12 protein-coding genes are annotated in these 17,118 nt (G+C 28.4%); 2 read left to right on the top strand and 10 right to left on the bottom strand.

What is annotated here, in order from left to right:
• Window positions 1–47: 47 nt before the first annotated feature.
• From ACJJVY_RS05550 to ACJJVY_RS05525, 6 genes are all read right to left on the bottom strand, one after another.
• Window positions 48–1,562, bottom strand: coding sequence for a carboxypeptidase-like regulatory domain-containing protein (locus ACJJVY_RS05550; protein ID WP_405606009.1), 1,515 nt, complete (start codon window positions 1,560–1,562; stop codon window positions 48–50).
• A gap of 305 nt (window positions 1,563–1,867) precedes the next feature.
• A complete protein-coding gene (locus ACJJVY_RS05545; RefSeq protein ID WP_405606007.1) occupies window positions 1,868–4,594 on the bottom strand; it encodes a TonB-dependent receptor in 2,727 nt (908 codons plus the stop codon).
• A 104-nt stretch (window positions 4,595–4,698) separates the two neighbouring features.
• Complete coding sequence (locus ACJJVY_RS05540) at window positions 4,699–7,326, bottom strand: TonB-dependent receptor (RefSeq protein ID WP_405606005.1); 2,628 nt, start codon at window positions 7,324–7,326, stop codon at window positions 4,699–4,701.
• Window positions 7,327–7,483: 157 nt separating this feature from the next.
• Window positions 7,484–10,420 carry a TonB-dependent receptor domain-containing protein gene (locus ACJJVY_RS05535; protein ID WP_405606003.1) on the bottom strand — a complete coding sequence of 979 codons (2,937 nt, stop codon included), beginning with the start codon at window positions 10,418–10,420 and terminating at the stop codon, window positions 7,484–7,486.
• Between the two features lie 20 nt (window positions 10,421–10,440).
• Complete coding sequence (locus ACJJVY_RS05530; protein WP_405606001.1) at window positions 10,441–11,430, bottom strand: FecR family protein; 990 nt, start codon at window positions 11,428–11,430, stop codon at window positions 10,441–10,443.
• A 73-nt stretch (window positions 11,431–11,503) separates the two neighbouring features.
• A complete protein-coding gene (locus ACJJVY_RS05525) occupies window positions 11,504–12,067 on the bottom strand; it encodes an RNA polymerase sigma factor (RefSeq protein WP_405605999.1) in 564 nt (187 codons plus the stop codon).
• A gap of 129 nt (window positions 12,068–12,196) precedes the next feature.
• On the opposite strand from ACJJVY_RS05525, the gene ychF reads away from it, so the two are divergent.
• A complete protein-coding gene (ychF, locus tag ACJJVY_RS05520) occupies window positions 12,197–13,288 on the top strand; it encodes a redox-regulated ATPase YchF (protein ID WP_405605997.1) in 1,092 nt (363 codons plus the stop codon).
• Between the two features lie 85 nt (window positions 13,289–13,373).
• Here the strand turns inward: ychF and ACJJVY_RS05515 are convergent, their stop codons facing one another.
• Entirely contained in the window at window positions 13,374–14,285 is a 912-nt protein-coding gene (locus ACJJVY_RS05515) for a hypothetical protein (protein WP_405605995.1), read from the bottom strand.
• Between the two features lie 244 nt (window positions 14,286–14,529).
• Between ACJJVY_RS05515 and ACJJVY_RS05510 the strand changes: the two genes are divergently transcribed.
• Window positions 14,530–15,018 carry a DinB family protein gene (locus ACJJVY_RS05510; protein WP_405605993.1) on the top strand — a complete coding sequence of 163 codons (489 nt, stop codon included), beginning with the start codon at window positions 14,530–14,532 and terminating at the stop codon, window positions 15,016–15,018.
• A 4-nt stretch (window positions 15,019–15,022) separates the two neighbouring features.
• Here the strand turns inward: ACJJVY_RS05510 and ACJJVY_RS05505 are convergent, their stop codons facing one another.
• From ACJJVY_RS05505 to murQ, 3 genes are read right to left on the bottom strand one after another with little or no spacing between them, the layout of a single operon-like run.
• Window positions 15,023–16,018 (bottom strand): DUF6695 family protein, encoded by a 996-nt coding sequence (locus tag ACJJVY_RS05505; RefSeq protein ID WP_405605991.1) that lies wholly within the window; start codon window positions 16,016–16,018, stop codon window positions 15,023–15,025.
• Between the two features lie 4 nt (window positions 16,019–16,022).
• Complete coding sequence (locus ACJJVY_RS05500; protein WP_405605989.1) at window positions 16,023–16,265, bottom strand: DUF6095 family protein; 243 nt, start codon at window positions 16,263–16,265, stop codon at window positions 16,023–16,025.
• Window positions 16,265–17,074, bottom strand: coding sequence for an N-acetylmuramic acid 6-phosphate etherase (gene murQ / locus ACJJVY_RS05495; protein WP_405605987.1), 810 nt, complete (start codon window positions 17,072–17,074; stop codon window positions 16,265–16,267). Before murQ ends, ACJJVY_RS05500 begins: the two co-directional genes overlap by 1 nt.
• Window positions 17,075–17,118: the final 44 nt, after the last annotated feature.

Raw genomic sequence — 17,118 nt, 5'->3', positions numbered from 1 at the left:
TTAAACATAAAAAAATCCCCAAATCATTCGATTTGGGGATTTTTTGTTTAATTATATTGTTCTAAATATTGATGGATGTATTTTTTGTTTTTCCAATCAGAATTTTGATACTCATTTTCTGTCATAAAAGGAGTTTTCTTTTTAACTGCTTCTTTAATCTCTTCTTTTGTAAGCTTTTTAAAGCTATCTTCATTAATAGAAACTACTTTGTTTACATAGGTTTCATAACTTTCGGTTACATCTATTTCTACTTTAATATTAAATTTTACTTTGTTTTTATCTCCTGCATTTTCTATAAATTTTATAGGCCTATCTACATACGCATAATTAGTACTTGTTTCTTTTAAATAAGAAGCATAAATTTTGTCCTCTTCATTTTTTTCATAAAAAACGGTTACATCATGTATGTTTTCAGAAAATTTAATACCTAATAAAAATTTTAAATTTATATGCTCTCCACGTTTACCATCAGCAAAACTATATTTCATTTTTTTAATTGAAAAATCTGTTGGGTCAATATAAATCTTACCAGAATACTTCGATTTTGATTTATCTGGTGTAAAAGAAATTACATAATATTTTTTTGTTCCTAAGATTTCATTTTCCTCTAAATGATGCTCATAATATTTTTGATTCAAAAAATTTCTTTCTGATGAATACTTAAAAAAGGTACCTTTATTTTTTATATTTCTAAGAGGATATGTTCTATAATAATTTATAAAACGATTGTCTTTTGCAAGAGAATCTGCCATTTGAGACGTTTCTGCTAAAGACAAAGAGTCTTCTACTTTAAAAAGCCCGGATTTTACTTTATAAGTGTTTTTAGAGTTTAAATGTTTTAAAACGATATTTTGCAATTTTTCGGTAATGTTTTCCACGGTAACACCATCACCAATATCAATGTTTTTATAACCTTCAACATTTTCTACTTTAAAGATATCAATCTTTCTTTTTAGTTTTTCTGAATGAGATCTTTTGTTTAAAATATCTATTTTAAACTCTGTACCAAAAGCAGGTTTTTTCTTTTGAATATTATCAGCAAATTTTGTTAAATCTTGTTCTGCTAATTTTCTTTTTTTTCTACTTAATAAAGAACTAGATTTTAATTCGAAATCTAATTTTTTAAAATCCATATTTTGATTTTCGATAGCATAAAGTTCTTGTTTTACAGGTGATGAAAGGTAATTTTCCCTCATATTATTAGTTGTTTTAATCAATAAACTATCTAATGATATTTTAGTAAGGTTCAATTGAAACTCATCTAATAGATTTACGTTTTCTAGCAAGTTTACAACGTAATTATTGTTTATTAATTGAGTTTTTGTAATTGTTTTAGATTGATAACCTAAACAAGAAATAGTAATTATCTTAACGTTATCTAAGTTTAACATGTAATTACCAGATTCGTCTGATGTTGTACCAGATTTTATATCTGTAAAAAGGGCAGCTTTTTCGATTGGTTTTGAGTTGTTTAGGTTTACAACTTTACCTGAAATTGTTTGAGAATTAATTACTAAAATATTAAAAAATAGTAATGTAAAATAGAGTATTATTTTTATCATATTTGGTTGATTTTTGATAAAAGTAGTATTATTTGAGTTTAATAATTACAACTCATTTTAAGTTTAACAATACATTATATTTCAGGCTCTTAAAATTTCTTAAAAAGCTTAAATTTAGGTTAAAAGTAGTGTTTTTTTGTAACAAAAAATCAATCAAACAATTGATTATTAGGTTTTAATATGTAGTTATTAAAGAATGATGAGGTTATAATAAAGACAGATTTTACATCATCAGTATTTTTAAAACAAAAAAGACTCAAATCAAAATGATTTGAGTCTTTAGTAATTAAGTTTTTAATTGTTGCTTATAAACTAAAGCTAAGTCTTGTAAAATAATAAGCTCCATCAGAACCCATTTGTACAGAATCTGCTAAACCACCTTGATCTGTCCATCCATCAAATTGTGAAGTTGGATAAATATTAAATAAGTTATTAGCGCCAAGTGTTAAACTTACTTTGTCTGATATTTGATATCCTAAACTTAAATCTGTTGTAATTAAAGAGTTATAAGTATCCGTAGCAACCTCATATAAAGCATCTGCTTCTGCTTGCGTTGTTGGAGGAGAGTCTACCCATTGAAAATCTTGCAATTGTACTTCACTAAATTTGGTTAAAGTTACATTTGCGTTGAATCTCTTTTTTATGTATCCTAAGTTTAAACCAAATTTATAATCTGGTGCCGCAGCTTCTAAATAAGCTTGAGAAAAACCACTAAAGAAAGTAAACGGATTTAAATCTCCGTTATGTACTTCTTCAATCTCTAGTTTATTTAAGTTACCAATTAAACCAATATTAATTTTATCATCATTACCTAAAGTAGTTTTGTAATTTAAAACAATATCTACTCCGCTAGTTTTAGTATCTACACCATTTGCAAAAAACTGTGCAGCATCTACATTTAATGGACCTAAAATACTTTGATCTGTAAAGTTGTCTGTTAAGATAATCCTGTCGTCAACGGCAATAGAATATGCATCTATTGTTGCTGTAAATCCACCTTTTTTATAAGTAAAACCAATACTTGTATTTAAGGCTTTTTCTTCCTGTAAATCACCAATTCCAAATGCTTTTGTAACAGTACTGTTATTAGCAGATAATAAAGAAGGTACAGAAGTACCTGCAACAATATTTGTAAATTTTAAGTTGTAATAAACTTGTGCTAAAGATGGTGCTCTAAAACCACTAGATATAGAACCTCTAAAAGATAAATTATCGTTTACTTTATATCTACTTGCTAATTTGTAATTAAACGTACTACCAAAATCGCTATAATTCTCGTAACGTAAAGCTGCACTTACTAAAAAAGCTTCGCTTAAATTAACTTCTGTATCAAAATATAAACCTAAATTAGTTCTACTTCTATCAACTTCATTATCTGGGCTATATCCAGGAAAACCTTGAGAACCACCTGATAAAACATCTCCGTTAGAATCTGTTGCTACATTTTGTATTGCTGGGTTTGTTATAATTACTCCGTTATCATCATATAAACCATAAGAAGATTCTTCTCCAGAAAAAATTTGGAAATTCTCTGTTCTATATTCTAATCCGAATGCAATATTTATTCCTTCAGCAGCTTCTTCAAAATATTTACTAAAATCTAATCCTGTTGTATTTTGAGATAAACTATGTCCACCAGCATCAAAATCTGTAGGAGAAGCGCTACCTAAAGAAGCATTGTTAGAGTCTTTTATGTAATAATGGAATTTATTCATACCAAAAGTATTATTAAAATCGACTTCCCAACCGCTGTCTAAAACATGTTTTAAACCTGCAGAAATAGAGTTGTCTGTTATAATAGAAGTAATTCTTGGTGTAAACCCATCTGGATAAATACTTGGTACAGATCTATTGTCTCCATCTTCAAAACTATCTCTAGAAAAAGCATAAGCATCTGTATCTCTGTAATTTCTTCCTCCAAAAACATAAAATTCTGTTTCTTCAGAAATAGGAATAATAGAGTTAACCATAAAGTTAAAGCCATCTACACCAGCACTACCATAACCTTTTCTCCAAGAAAAACCAGGTCTTAATGTTTTTTCTTTAGATAAGAATTCTGTTGTAAAATTGATAAAACCACCTAAGTCGTTTATTTTAGCTCCGTAGTTAAAGTCTAATTTTAAAGTTCCACCATCAAAGCTTTTGTCTTCTCCGTCTAATCTATTTTTACCCTCTACATTATACAATTCTGGCTCCCAACCATCTTGGGTGTCAAAGATTTGTTGTGCATAATCGCCACCAACAGCAGTACTGTAAGCTCCGTAAGTTATTCCTGCAGAAATACCATCAGTATCATCTTTTAAAACGATATTAATAACACCTGCAATTGCATCAGAACCATATTGTGCAGAAGCTCCATCTCTTAAAACTTCTATTCTTTTAATTGCTGATGAAGGAATTGCATTTAAATCTGTACCAGAGTTTCCACGACCTCTTGTACCAAAAATATTTACTAAAGAAGATTGATGTCTTCTTTTTCCGTTGATTAAAACTAAGGTTTGATCTGGACCTAAACCTCTTAAAGATGCTGGTACAATATGGTCTGCTCCATCAGAACCAGATTGTTTTGAGGCATTAAATGATGGTGCAGCAAATTGTAAAATATCATTAATTTCTACTTTACCACTTTTTACAGCTAAATCTTGTACGTCTATAATATCTACAGGTACAGCTGTATCTACTGCTGTTCTTTTAGAGTTTCTAGAACCAACAACAACTATTTCATCTAAAGCATTGTCTTCATTAACAACTATGGTTAAAAAAGAAGTATCTGTTACTTTAATTGTTTTAGTTTCAAACCCCATAGAAGAAATTACAATAGAAGTTGGAATGTTTTTTAAGTTAATAGAAAAACTACCATCATTATTAGAAGCAACTCCATTAGAAGTTCCTTTTTCTATAATATTCATGTAAGGTAACCCTTCGCCAGAAGAATCTGTAATTTTACCTTTTACTGTTTGTGCCATTAATCCTAACGGAAGCATAAACAAAAAGGTAATTGTAAATAATTTTAATAAGATGTTTTGTTTCATAAAATAAAGTTTTTGTTTTTTAAAGTTAAAAAACCTCCTCAAAAAAATATTTTCTTAATGAGGAGGAATTCAAATCCAAATAATCAATTCAATAAATATCTATTTTAGAATTGAACGTTTATTCCAACACTAAAGTTTGTTCCCATTATACCCAATTGTTGTACTTCTGAGGAGTAAGTAAATCTAGAACCTGCCTCAGCTGTATTCGTAGAAGCCAAAGTTTCGTCTGGGTAAACATCAAAAATGTTATTAATGTTTGCATTAAATGTTATTTTATCTGTTAATCTATATCCAAAACCTAAATCAGTAGAAATTTTAGAAGATAAAGTTTGATCTGTACCACCAGATTCTGGAGCTGTAACAATAACTTCTCCAAAACGAGTGTTATTAAAAGAAATATCCCATTTATCAGCTACATAATTTAAACCTAAAATCAACTTAGATTTTGGTCTAGAATTAGTAATTAAACCTTGTTCTTGTCTATCAAAAATATTATAACCTGCATCAGAAATTGTTTGAGGCGTGTTAATAGCATCTAGTGTAGTTTCATTAAAGTTAGCAGCAAAACTTGCATGTAATTTACCACTTTCTCCTATTTCTATATTTCTATAATTTAATACAACATCTGCACCGGTTGTTTTTGTATCACCTGCATTTATAAATACTTGTACAGCAACAACACCGTTGTCTTCTAAAATTTGTTCTACAGGGTTTGTTGTAGTATCATCACTATCAGAACCAATTTGAGAAGAGAATAAAACTCTATTATCTACTTTAATTTGATAAAAATCTACAGAAGCAGAAAAGTTTCTATTAAATTTATAAGTTAAACCAGCAGATAAGTTTTTAGAAATTTCATGTGTTAAACTTGGAACACCTAAAGCTTGTACAGCAGGATTGTCGTTTGCAAGAGTTCCTTGTAATAAAGGCTCTGATGAACCAGCAACAATAATGTACTGGCTAAGTGTAATATGAGACTGGTGTAATGTTGGTGCTCTAAAACCAGTACTGTAAGAAGCTCTTAACGCACCATTGTCACCTAACTTATAACGTCCGTTTGCTTTCCAAGAAAAATTATCTCCAGCATCTGTAAAGTCTTCATATCTACCAGCAATACCTAATAAGAAAGCATCTGTAATATCATATTCTAATTGAGAGTATAATGCAATATTATTTCTAGAGAACTTACCGGCTTCATCTGGTTTTATACCTGCAAAAGAATCAGAACCAGCTCCGTAATAAGATAAAGGATCACCTTCGTTTGCTTTAAAAATTTCTTGTTTGTATTCTACACCAAAAGCAATTCCTACGGCATCAGATAATTGACTAGCAACATCAAAATTACCTACAATGTTTGTAAAAGCATATCCACCTGGTTTAAAAGTTCTTGGAGAAGTTCCATGATCTGCTAAATAATCTCTATTTACAGAATTGTTTACTGTTACATCTACATCATTAGAACCATAAGTAACACTAGCATCAGCATTCCATCCTTCAGCTAAAGGAAATTTTATACCAAGAGAGTTAATGTGGTCATTAATTTTTGTTTCAAAAGTTGGTTGATACCCAATAAAATCTTCTGGGTCTGCAGTTAAAAAGTTTGCATCTGCAACATCATTTCTCCAATATGGAGCTCTGTAGTAAGCAAAACTTTTTCCATCTCTAGTTGTATAACCATGAAAAGAATATAATGTAGAGTTCTCTCCAATAGGATGTTCCATATTTACAAAAACATCTTTCTTCTCCATTTCTGGTTGCCCAACAGTCATACCTGCAGTTGGATTTTCTTCTAACCAAGCAATATCTCTTTCAGTAGTTCCAACATCAGTTACTTCTCCTGCTCTGTTTGTTATTGCTTGTTTGTAATAACCTAAAGTAATATTTACAAATCCGCCTTCGCCAAAATTAAAAGCAGTATTAAAGTCTGATGAAAAGTTAAAACCATCATTTTCTGAAGTAATACCCGCTTTAGAAGTAAAAGTAGAATAGTTTACATCTTTTTTAAGAATAATATTCATTACACCAGCAATTGCATCAGAACCATAAATTGCAGAAGCTCCGTCTCTTAAAACTTCAACTCTTTCTATTGCAGCAGTAGGTATACTTTTTAAATCTACCCCAACCTCACCTTTACCAGGAGTTCTGTTTAAATATACTTGTGCACTTTGGTTTTTACGTTTACCATTAATTAAAACCAAAGTTCTACTTGGTCCTAACCCACGTAAATCAGCTGGGTCATAATGTGCAGTTGCATCTGCTATCGCCTGATTTTGAGAATTGAAAGAAGGAACTTTAAAAGTTAACATTCTGTCTAAAGTAGGTTTTCCACTTTTGGTTAATTCTGCAACATCGATATTGTCAATTGGTACAGGAGAATCTAATATTGTTCTTGGTTTTGTTCTATTACCCGTTACCACAACTTCGTCTAAAGCATTATCTTCATTAACGACTATTGTTAAATAAGAATCTTTAGATACGGGTACCGTTTTAGTTTCAAACCCCATAGAAGATATTACTAAAGTTGTTGGTAAGCTTTTTACAGTAATAGTAAAAATACCATCATCATCAGTAAGAACACCGTTAGAGGTTCCTTTTTCAATAATGTTCATGTAGGGTAATCCTTCTCCAGAAGAATCAGTTACTTTACCTTTTATTGTTTGTGCTTTTAATGCTATTGGAAGCATGAATAAAAAAGCAGTTGCAAAAAAATTTAATAGATATTTTTGTCTCATAAAATAAATTATTAATTAATAAATATGTTTAAATAGTTATTACATCTAAAATGTGTAACCGTTCATTTATTATATAAGACAAGAAAATAAAAAGCATACCCTTTAAAAATGAATTTTTTTTAAAGAAATATTAAAAAGTTGAAATTTAATTTAATAATTATAGCTTTATGTTGATTTTTGTGTAGTAAAAAGAGCCATTTGTTCCCATTTGTGTAGCGTCCCATAATCCTCCGCTATCTGTAAAATTATTTTGTTTAGTAGGGTAGATGTTAAATAAATTATTAGCACCTAATTGTAGATTGATTAAATTAGATAGTTGATAACTAAAATGTAAATCTGTTGTTATTTTAGGTTGATAAATATCTGTAGCAGCTATTAATCTTTCTTCTTCTGAGTCATAAAAGTTTGATAAATCTTGATTTATTTGCCAATCAATTAATTTTATTTGACTGAATCGGGTAAAGTTTAAAGAGGTGTTAAATTTTTTATATTCGTAATTTAAACCGAAAATGAATTTACTTTTAGGAGCAGAGGCTAATAGAAATTGCTGTTCTCTTTCGCCAAAAAAAGTTTCTTTATCTAATGTCTTATTTTTTATCTCTGTAATGGTCATGTTATTTACATTACCAGAAAAGTCAAAAGAAAAAATATTGTCTCCAATTCTTTTGTTCCAATGCACTCCTAAGTCTAAACCTCTTGTTTTTGTGTCTACACCGTTTGCAAAAAATTGAACATTATCAATGCCAAAACCTAAAGAAGATGCATCAAAATTTCCACTTAGTATAATTCTATCTGTAATATCTACATAATAAGCATCTAGTGTAATATTTAAATTAGAAATTAATTTAGACGTAAAACCAAAACTAAAGTTTTTAGCTTTTTCTTCTTTTAAATTATCAATATTAAATTTTCTAGCTACCGGACTATTATTTGCAACTAAAACAGACTCAGAAGGAGCATTGCCAATAAAGTTAGTAAAGGTTAAATTGTAATATTTTTGAGCTAAAGATGGGGCTCTAAAACCTGTACTAAAAGAACTACGTAAGTTAAATTTTTTATGAATTTTTAATCTAGATGCTAATTTAAAGTTTAATGTACTACCAAAATCGCTATAATATTCATATCGTAAAGCGCTACCAAACATTAGGTTTTTAGAAAAATCTATTTCAGAATCTACATAAGCACTAAAATTAGAGCGATGTCTATTTACTTCGTTTTCTGGAGCATATCCAGGGAAACCCTGTGAGCCACCAGGTCTAATAATTCCGTTATAAGTTTTATAGTCTGATATGGAAGTTTGTGAGTCTGCAATATTTCCAAGAATATCATAAGAAGCATAAGAACCTACTTCTCCTGCAAAAATTTTATAATTATCTAAACGATATTCTAAACCCCAAGCAATATTGTAACCATTAGATTTGGTTTTAATGTATCTAGAAAAATCAATGCTAGTTGTATTTTGAGTTAATTGATGTCCGCCGGCATCAAATTCTGTAGGAGAGTATTCTTCTAAAGTAGCATTTAAAGTATTTTTAATAAAATAATGAAAATTATTACGACCAATGGTATTATTGATGTCGATATTCCAATTTTTAAAATCAGTTATTAATCCTACGGATAAAGAATTGTCTAATATGTTTGAAGTAATTAAAGGATTAAATCCGTTTGGGTAAATATCAAGAACATTTCTTTCGCTATCAAATTGTCTAGTAAAAGCGTATGCTTCTGTATTTTTGTAATTAACACCTCCGTTTAAATATAATTTTGTGTTTTTGTAAATAGGAGTTTCTGCGTTTAGAAAGAAACTAATGTTTTTAACTGCGGCTTGACCAAATTTTTCTCTAATAAATGTACCTTCTCTTAAGGTGTTATTATTAGACAGTGCTTCTACAGTAAAATTGATAAAGCCATTCTTGTTTATTTTGGTACCATAATTTAAACCTAATTTATATGTAAAACCATCAACTTTATTTGGTATAACACTGTTGGTATCTGCATTGTAAAATCCTAAGGTAGAACTTATATTCAGTTCGTTATCTGTATCTTTTAAAATAATATTTAAAACTCCTGCAATCGCATCAGAACCATATTGTGCAGAAGCACCATCTCTTAATAATTCTATTTTTTTGATGGCAGAAATAGGTATTGCATTTAAATCTGTTCCAGAATTCCCTCTTCCTCTTGTACCATATAAATTAATAAGGGATGCTTGGTGTCTTCTTTTTCCGTTGATTAAAACTAATGTTTGGTCTGGTCCTAAACCTCTAATAGTTGCAGGATCTATATGATCTGCACCATCTGCACCAGATTGTTTTGTAGCATTAAAAGACGGAATTACAGATTGTAAAAACTGATTTATTTCTACAAGACTGTTTTTTGTGTTAGATTCTTCAATATCAATAAAATCAATGGCAACAGGAGTGTCACTTGCAACTCTATTCTTATTTCTAGATCCAACAATTTGTACCTCGTCTAACTCTTGTCCAGATAGTAGAGTGATTGTTTCAAATCTATTAGCATATAGTTTTGTTGTTTTAGATTTGTGACCTAAAAAACTAATAACAACATCATTTTCTTTATTAACTTCAAAAATAAAAGTTCCGTCTTTATTGGTTGTTGTACCTTTTAGTGATTTTTTATCTTGTAGAGTTGCTCCGCTAAGAGGAGTATTATCAGAACTTAAAATAATCCCTTTTACAATAATTTTAGCATTGCTAAAGGTACTATCTATAACAACGTTATTTGTTAAAATAGAATCTTTATAAGAAGAATATTTATAAAGTGAAGCTGCTTTTTTGGGGTAAATTACGTAGTAATTATTGCCTAAATCATCAAAAAGAAAAGAAGTTAATTTTTCTAAAAGAGAAATAGATTCTTGTAAATTTAAATTGACAAAACCTTGCTGTTGTATAAGTTTATTTGAGAGTAGATTTGCTTTATATGTAAAGAAAATTTGATGTTTATTGCTAATAGTATCCAGTAAAGATATTAAAGGAATTCTCTCTTTTTTATGATTTTGCGCAAAAGAAGTATTATAAGTAAATGTTATAAAAACAAGTATAATAAATTTTATGTATACTAATTTTTTGCGCATTTATAGTTTTAAAATTACACTTATTTTTTGCTGATAATTAGGCTGTCATTTTGTTTTACAATAATAACATCTACAGATTTTTCAATTGCTTTTAAACAAATGTCAATATTTGTAATAGGAACCGCACCTGTAATTAAAGAGTTTTTACTCTCGTCATCTTTAAATACGACAGAATAACCATAAGTTTCTTCTATTTTTTCCATTGCTTTAACCAAAGATAAGTTTTCAAAGAATAAAGAACCATCTTTCCAAGAAGTTTTTATAGTAGAATTAACAATATTTTTATCTTCTAAAATTTCTTTTTTATCTGATGAGTATGAAATAAAGTTACCTGGAATCATTTTTTTATCTCCACCATTCTTCAATTTTAACCAAATGTTACCTTCTTCTAAAAATACATCGGTTTTTTCGTTTTTAGAATTTACGTTAAAAGACGTACCATAAACTTCTACAGATAAATCATTTGTAACTACCCAAAACTTAGCATTTGTAACTACTTTTTTATCAACTTGAAAAAATGCTTCACCTTTAAGCCAAACTTTTCTAGATTCATTTTTATAGTAAGATAAGCTAGAGTTAGAGTTTAGAGTAACACTACTGCCATCTTTTAGTTTTATTTTTAAAATTTCACCAAAATTGGTTTTATGGGTGATTTTAGAATTATCGTTTATAAAATAGATACCAAAAGATATTAATAAAAGTATAGAAGCTGCAATACCAAACGGTTTTAGAGTTCTTATTTTTCTTTTAGGAGTTGGTTTTTTAGCTTCAATTTTAGCTTCTAATTTTTTCCACTCTAAAGAAACTTTATCTTTAGTTACAAATTTTTTATCAAAAGGGATACCTAAAACAAGATCTTTAGCTTCATTTACCAATTCTTTTTTATCAGGATTATTAGCAATCCAAAAATCCCAAAAACCAATATCGGTTCCGTTGTTTTGATTTACCCAATTTTCAAAAGAATGATCGTCTAAAAAATCATTTATATTATTGTACTGTTTTTTAATCATTTTAATTAATATCTCAATATATACTTATATAAGTCACTATATTGTTTTTTATACTCTTTATTTTTATTAAATCTTACTTAAATAGTTTTAAAATAGAAATTTCTTCTTTTAAATTTTTCATTGCTTTGTGCAATGTATTTACCACGCTTTGGTAGTTAATATCCATTATTTTGGCAATTTCAGTTGCTTTTAAACCACTGTAATACTTTAAATAAATAGCTTCTTTTTGTCTCTTAGGTAAATTACCTAATAACTTATTTAGTTTCTTATTCTTAAAAAGTTCAGTTTCTTGGTTTGTTATAATTTCTTCTGCAGAAAATTGAATGTCAACAAAAGTTTCGGCAGAAAAATCAGTTTGTACAATCTTTTCATTTTTTTTAATCACCTTAATTAAAAACCTTTTGTAAGAGGTAAATAGGTAAGGAGCTATGGTATCTAAATCAGCTAAATTTTCTCTGTGTTCATATACATATAAAAAGAAATCTTGTAAAGTATCTTCTGTAAGAGCTACATCTTTACAGATCTTTAAACCATAATTATGTAATTGTGGATAATAACTTTCAAAAAGCACAGAAAATGCATTCAAATCACCTTCTTTTAAGGCTTTCCAAACATATTGATCTGTTATTTTTTCCATTATTTTGATGACTGAATTGAAGAATAATTGCTAAAAATAAATAAAAATGATGATTCTATGCTTTCTTTATTGATTTAATTTAATTTTTATGAAAGTTACTCTATATTTGCACTCGCAAAATTTATTTACATGAAAGCTGGAATTGTAGGATTACCAAACGTAGGAAAATCAACTTTATTTAATTGTTTATCTAATGCAAAAGCACAAAGTGCCAACTTTCCTTTTTGTACTATAGAACCAAATATTGGAGTTGTAAATGTACCAGATGAGAGGTTAGAGAAGTTAGAAGAATTGGTAAACCCAGAAAGGGTACAACCTGCTACCGTAGAAATTGTAGATATTGCTGGTTTAGTTAGAGGAGCTAGTAAAGGAGAAGGTTTAGGAAATCAATTTTTAGCAAATATTAGAGAAACAGACGCAATTATACACGTTTTACGTTGTTTTGATAATGATAATATTATTCATGTTGATACTACTATAGATCCTATTAGAGATAAAGAAACGATTGATATTGAGTTACAATTAAAAGATCTTGAAACTGTTGAAAAGCGTTTAGAAAGAGTTAAACGAACTGCAAAAACAGGTAACAAAGAAGCGCAAGCAGAACTGGTTATTTTATTAAAAATACAAGAAGTTTTATTACAAGGTTTATCTGTAAGAACTATTGATTTTACAGAAAAAGAAGAAGAATTTGTAGTTACATTACAATTAATAACCTCTAAACCTGTGTTATATGTTTGTAATGTTGATGAAAATTCAGCTGTTTCTGGTAATGCTTATGTAGATAAAGTAAAAGAAGCCGTTGCTGATGAAGATGCAGAAATAATTATTTTAGCAGTTGGTACAGAAGCAGATATTAACGAGTTGGATGATTATGAAGAGCGTCAAATGTTTTTGGCTGATATTGGTTTAGAAGAACCAGGAGCATCAAAATTAATTAGAGCTGCATATAAATTACTAAACCTACAAACGTACTTTACAGCAGGTGTAAAAGAAGTTAGAGCTTGGACAATTAATGTTGGTGATACTGCACCACAAGCAGCAGGAGTAATTCATACAGATTTTGAAAAAGGGTTTATTAGAGCAGAAGTAATTAAGTATGAAGATTATGTTGCTTTAGGTAATGAAGCTAAAGTAAAAGAAGCAGGAAAGTTATCTATAGAAGGTAAAGAATATATAGTACAAGATGGAGATATGATGAATTTTAGATTTAACGTATAATAAGAATACATTTTATTAAATATATCAAAAGAGGATTAAGTTATATAACTTAATCCTCTTTTTTGTTTACATGTTTAATAAAATACTACTTTTCACTTCTTCTTTTACTTGTGTTTTTATCCTTTTTTATATCCTTACTTTTTGTATTTCTTTCAACTTTATTTTTAGTATATGTAGATTTTCTATTAGCTGTATTATTGCTACTTCTTTTTGTATTAGTTATAGTTCTTTTAGAATTATTATTATTATTATTATTATTATTATTATTGCTTCTTTGTGTTGTAACAGTTCTTTTATTGTTATTATTGGTAGGTTTTCTGTAAGAATTATTACTTCTTTTTACAATCTTAGAAGAATTTCGTTTAATGTTTGAAGCAACAGGTTTTCTTCTTCTTAAAATCTGACTTCTTTTACCAATTTTAGCATTAGGCTTAGCTCTATAATAAAAGTACCTGTTATCTTCTCTAATTTTAGTGTAGTTAATAGAGAAGTTTCTGTGAGAAAAATAAACATTGTTATAATCAAATATATCACCGATGTTTAAATTGATTCTGATTCCGTTAGAAGAATAGTAATTATCTTTTACGTTTCCATTAAATATAGGATATCCCCATCTATCATAACTAACTCTTAAATTACCAACTCTAGTTAATTGTCCTCTAAAATATCTCATAGAAACATTACCTATTCTAGTAACATTACCAAAACTATCGTAGTTAATATAAGAATTACCTACTCTTCTAATTCTACCTCTAAAATCTCTATCAATATTAATATTTCTATTAATCTCTCTTCCGTTATAATCATAGTAGCTAGTGTTAAAGTCAAATTCTCCGTTGATAAAAACAAAAAATTCAACACCTTTCTCTTCAAAGTTAACTGCATTTTCTAAGGCGTAGTTAAATGAATATGTATTTGGTAAATTATTGTTATTATTGGCTTCTACTGTTGAAACCATTATAAACATCCCTAGTAATAAAAGTAATCCTTTTTTCATAATATATGGTTTTAAAATTTTGCCTACTCTTATTGCTTTTCGGCTTTCTCATTTGCTTAGATTTTTTCAAATAGCGTGCCAAAAAAATAAATTGATCGTTTTTTTATCTTTTTTAAAATAGTTTTTAACAGGTTATTTGTTTGTTTTTCAATCGTTTATTACTTGTTTTGTTTTATTTTGTAAATTTTAGAAAAGAACTCGTAAATTGTCCGAAATTTAAACGACCAACAAGTAAATATTTTTTATGATTAACGCTATTGAGAATAACTTACAAAGAGGAATTAATTTATTAAACTCAATTTCTGATGAACAGTATTCTGATAGTTCTGTTGGGCCTTATTATTCTACAATAGGAGGTCATATGAGGCATGTTTTAGATGTTTTTTCTTGTATCTTAAAAGGATTAGATAATAGTTTTGTAGATTTTTCTGTTAGAGAAAGAAATGAATTAGCAGAAAAAAAAACAAATAAAGGAATCGAATATTTTGAAGATATTATTCTCCAACTAAAAAAATTGAATAAAGCAGATTTTGATACCGAAATTAAAGTTACTGATGATATGGGGCTAGGTAAAGAAATTGCCAACTATACAATTGCAGCAACTTTAATGCAAGCACACAGTCATGCAATTCATCATTTTGCAAGTATAGGTTATTTAGTTTATCAATTAGAAATTCAATTACCAGATGCAGATTTTGGTTTTAATCCTACATCACCTAAAAAAACAAAGTAAATTTCTAGCTTACTTGTTGTAAAGTGTAAATCTTATTATTTTGTTTAATAATAGCCTCTCTACAGTTAGTTGGGTGTATAAATTGATGTTTTTTCTTAAGGTTAAAACATTTTTTATCTATAATAAATACAGCTTCAAAGTCTTTTAAACCATTAGAATTGTGTCTAGATATTGTATAATAATTTTCTCTTATTTGTTCTTCAATTTTAAACCAAGCACCACTACCTATTCCACCAAGCCAATGACCATTATTTAAGTTAAATACTTCTGTATTTGGGTTTTCTGTACCTTTTAAATTAGGTTCACCATAAAACTTCTTAAAAAAAGAAGCTTTGTATTCCTTAATTATAGATCTATTTTTATAAAGATTTATTATTTGATTTTCTATTGTATAAATTTTATTAGTAGATGTTCCTTTAATAACATTACCAATAGGGCTTGGGGTAAGAATATTAGATTTTTTTAGTTGATTTTTTGTTTCTTTATTTGTGCAAGAAGAAATAAGTGTATCTGTTACAAACCTAGCGCAATTGGTTCCTTTTTTTACAAAAGCACCATACGGAATTTCTTTTTGCTCAATTAATTGATGAATAAAATAGTTAGCCTTATCAAAATCAATTTCACTGTTTATACTTGCAACTAATCTACCGTCTCCATGTGTTTTTTCTGGATGTTTTTCCAACCAAAGTAAGATTTCTTGTAGGTTAGATAGTTCTCCTTTTTCAAATTTAGCTTTAATAGAAATAGCAACATCAGGGTCTGTTTCTTTAGATCTTACACGTCCATTACCGTAAGTGGTTATATACCTGCCAAAATCAAAATAATTTATTTTTGGATTATCCTTTCTAATAAGAACTAATGCTGCATGACCAGCTTGTACAGCGTCTTTGCTACCAATACCAATTAAAGGTAAATATTTGCTAGAAGGTTCCCAGTAAGCAGGTCTTACAACTGTATCTGGGTAAGATAAAATAATAATAATTCCATCAGATTTTAGCATTCTTCTAATTATTAAAAATAGCTCTCAATAAAATTTTAAATGTTTTAAAAGAGAAATAGATTGTAAAAATAACTAGTATTACTGCAATTGCTAAAATAAGATAAGATAGATATTCTTGTGAAGTATCTTTATAATTTTTTAAGGCTTTAAAACCGATTGTAAGTGTTACAGGTGAAGCTATAAAAAGCAATAATAAAAGACTTAAGTACTTTATACCTTTACCTAATAAATTTACATTAGTACTCATTATTTATAATTTTTAATAGCGTTTCTAACGTTTCCGAATTTATCGATTAAACTACTAGCTTCGTTTATGTCGATATTTAGTTCTTTAACTAACATTTTTTGTCCTCTTTCTACTAACTTTTTATTAGAAAGTTGCATATCTACCATTTTATTGCCTTTGATTCTACCTAATTGAATCATTGTAGCTGTAGAAAGCATGTTTAAAACTAATTTTTGAGCAGTACCTGCTTTCATCCTAGAACTTCCGGTTACAAATTCTGGACCTACAATTACATCAATAGGGAATTTAGCAGTGTTTGATAATGGGCTATTCTCATTACAAGAAATACAGCCAGTAATAATATTGTTTTCATTACATTTTTCTAAAGCAGCAATCACATAAGGTGTTGTGCCAGAAGCAGCAATACCAACTACAATATCTTTATTAGATATTTTATGACTTTGTAAATCTAACCATCCTTGGTTTGTAGAGTCTTCTGCAAACTCTACAGATTCTCTAATGGCAATATCTCCACCTGCTATAATACCAATTACTACATTATTAGAAACACCAAAAGTTGGTGGACATTCAGAAGCATCTACAACGCCTAATCTACCAGAAGTACCAGCACCAATATAAAAAAGTCTACCTCCATCTTGTAATTTAGTTACAATTTGTTTTGTTAATGTTTCTATTTGAGGTAAAGATTTCTCAACTGCTAAAGGCACAGTTTTATCTTCATTATTTATATTATTTAAGATGTCTGATACAGACATCTTTTCTAGATGATTGTATTTAGAATCTTGTTCTGTTGTTTTTATAAAATTCATGGCTCAAAAATACTATTTTTTGCATTCTTAAATAAAATTATTTA

This window comes from Polaribacter sp. Asnod1-A03 (assembly GCF_045063585.1).
GTDB lineage: Bacteria > Bacteroidota > Bacteroidia > Flavobacteriales > Flavobacteriaceae > Polaribacter.
The sequence above is the reverse complement of the archived record's forward strand: the minus strand, read 5'-3'. Positions and strand labels throughout refer to the sequence as shown.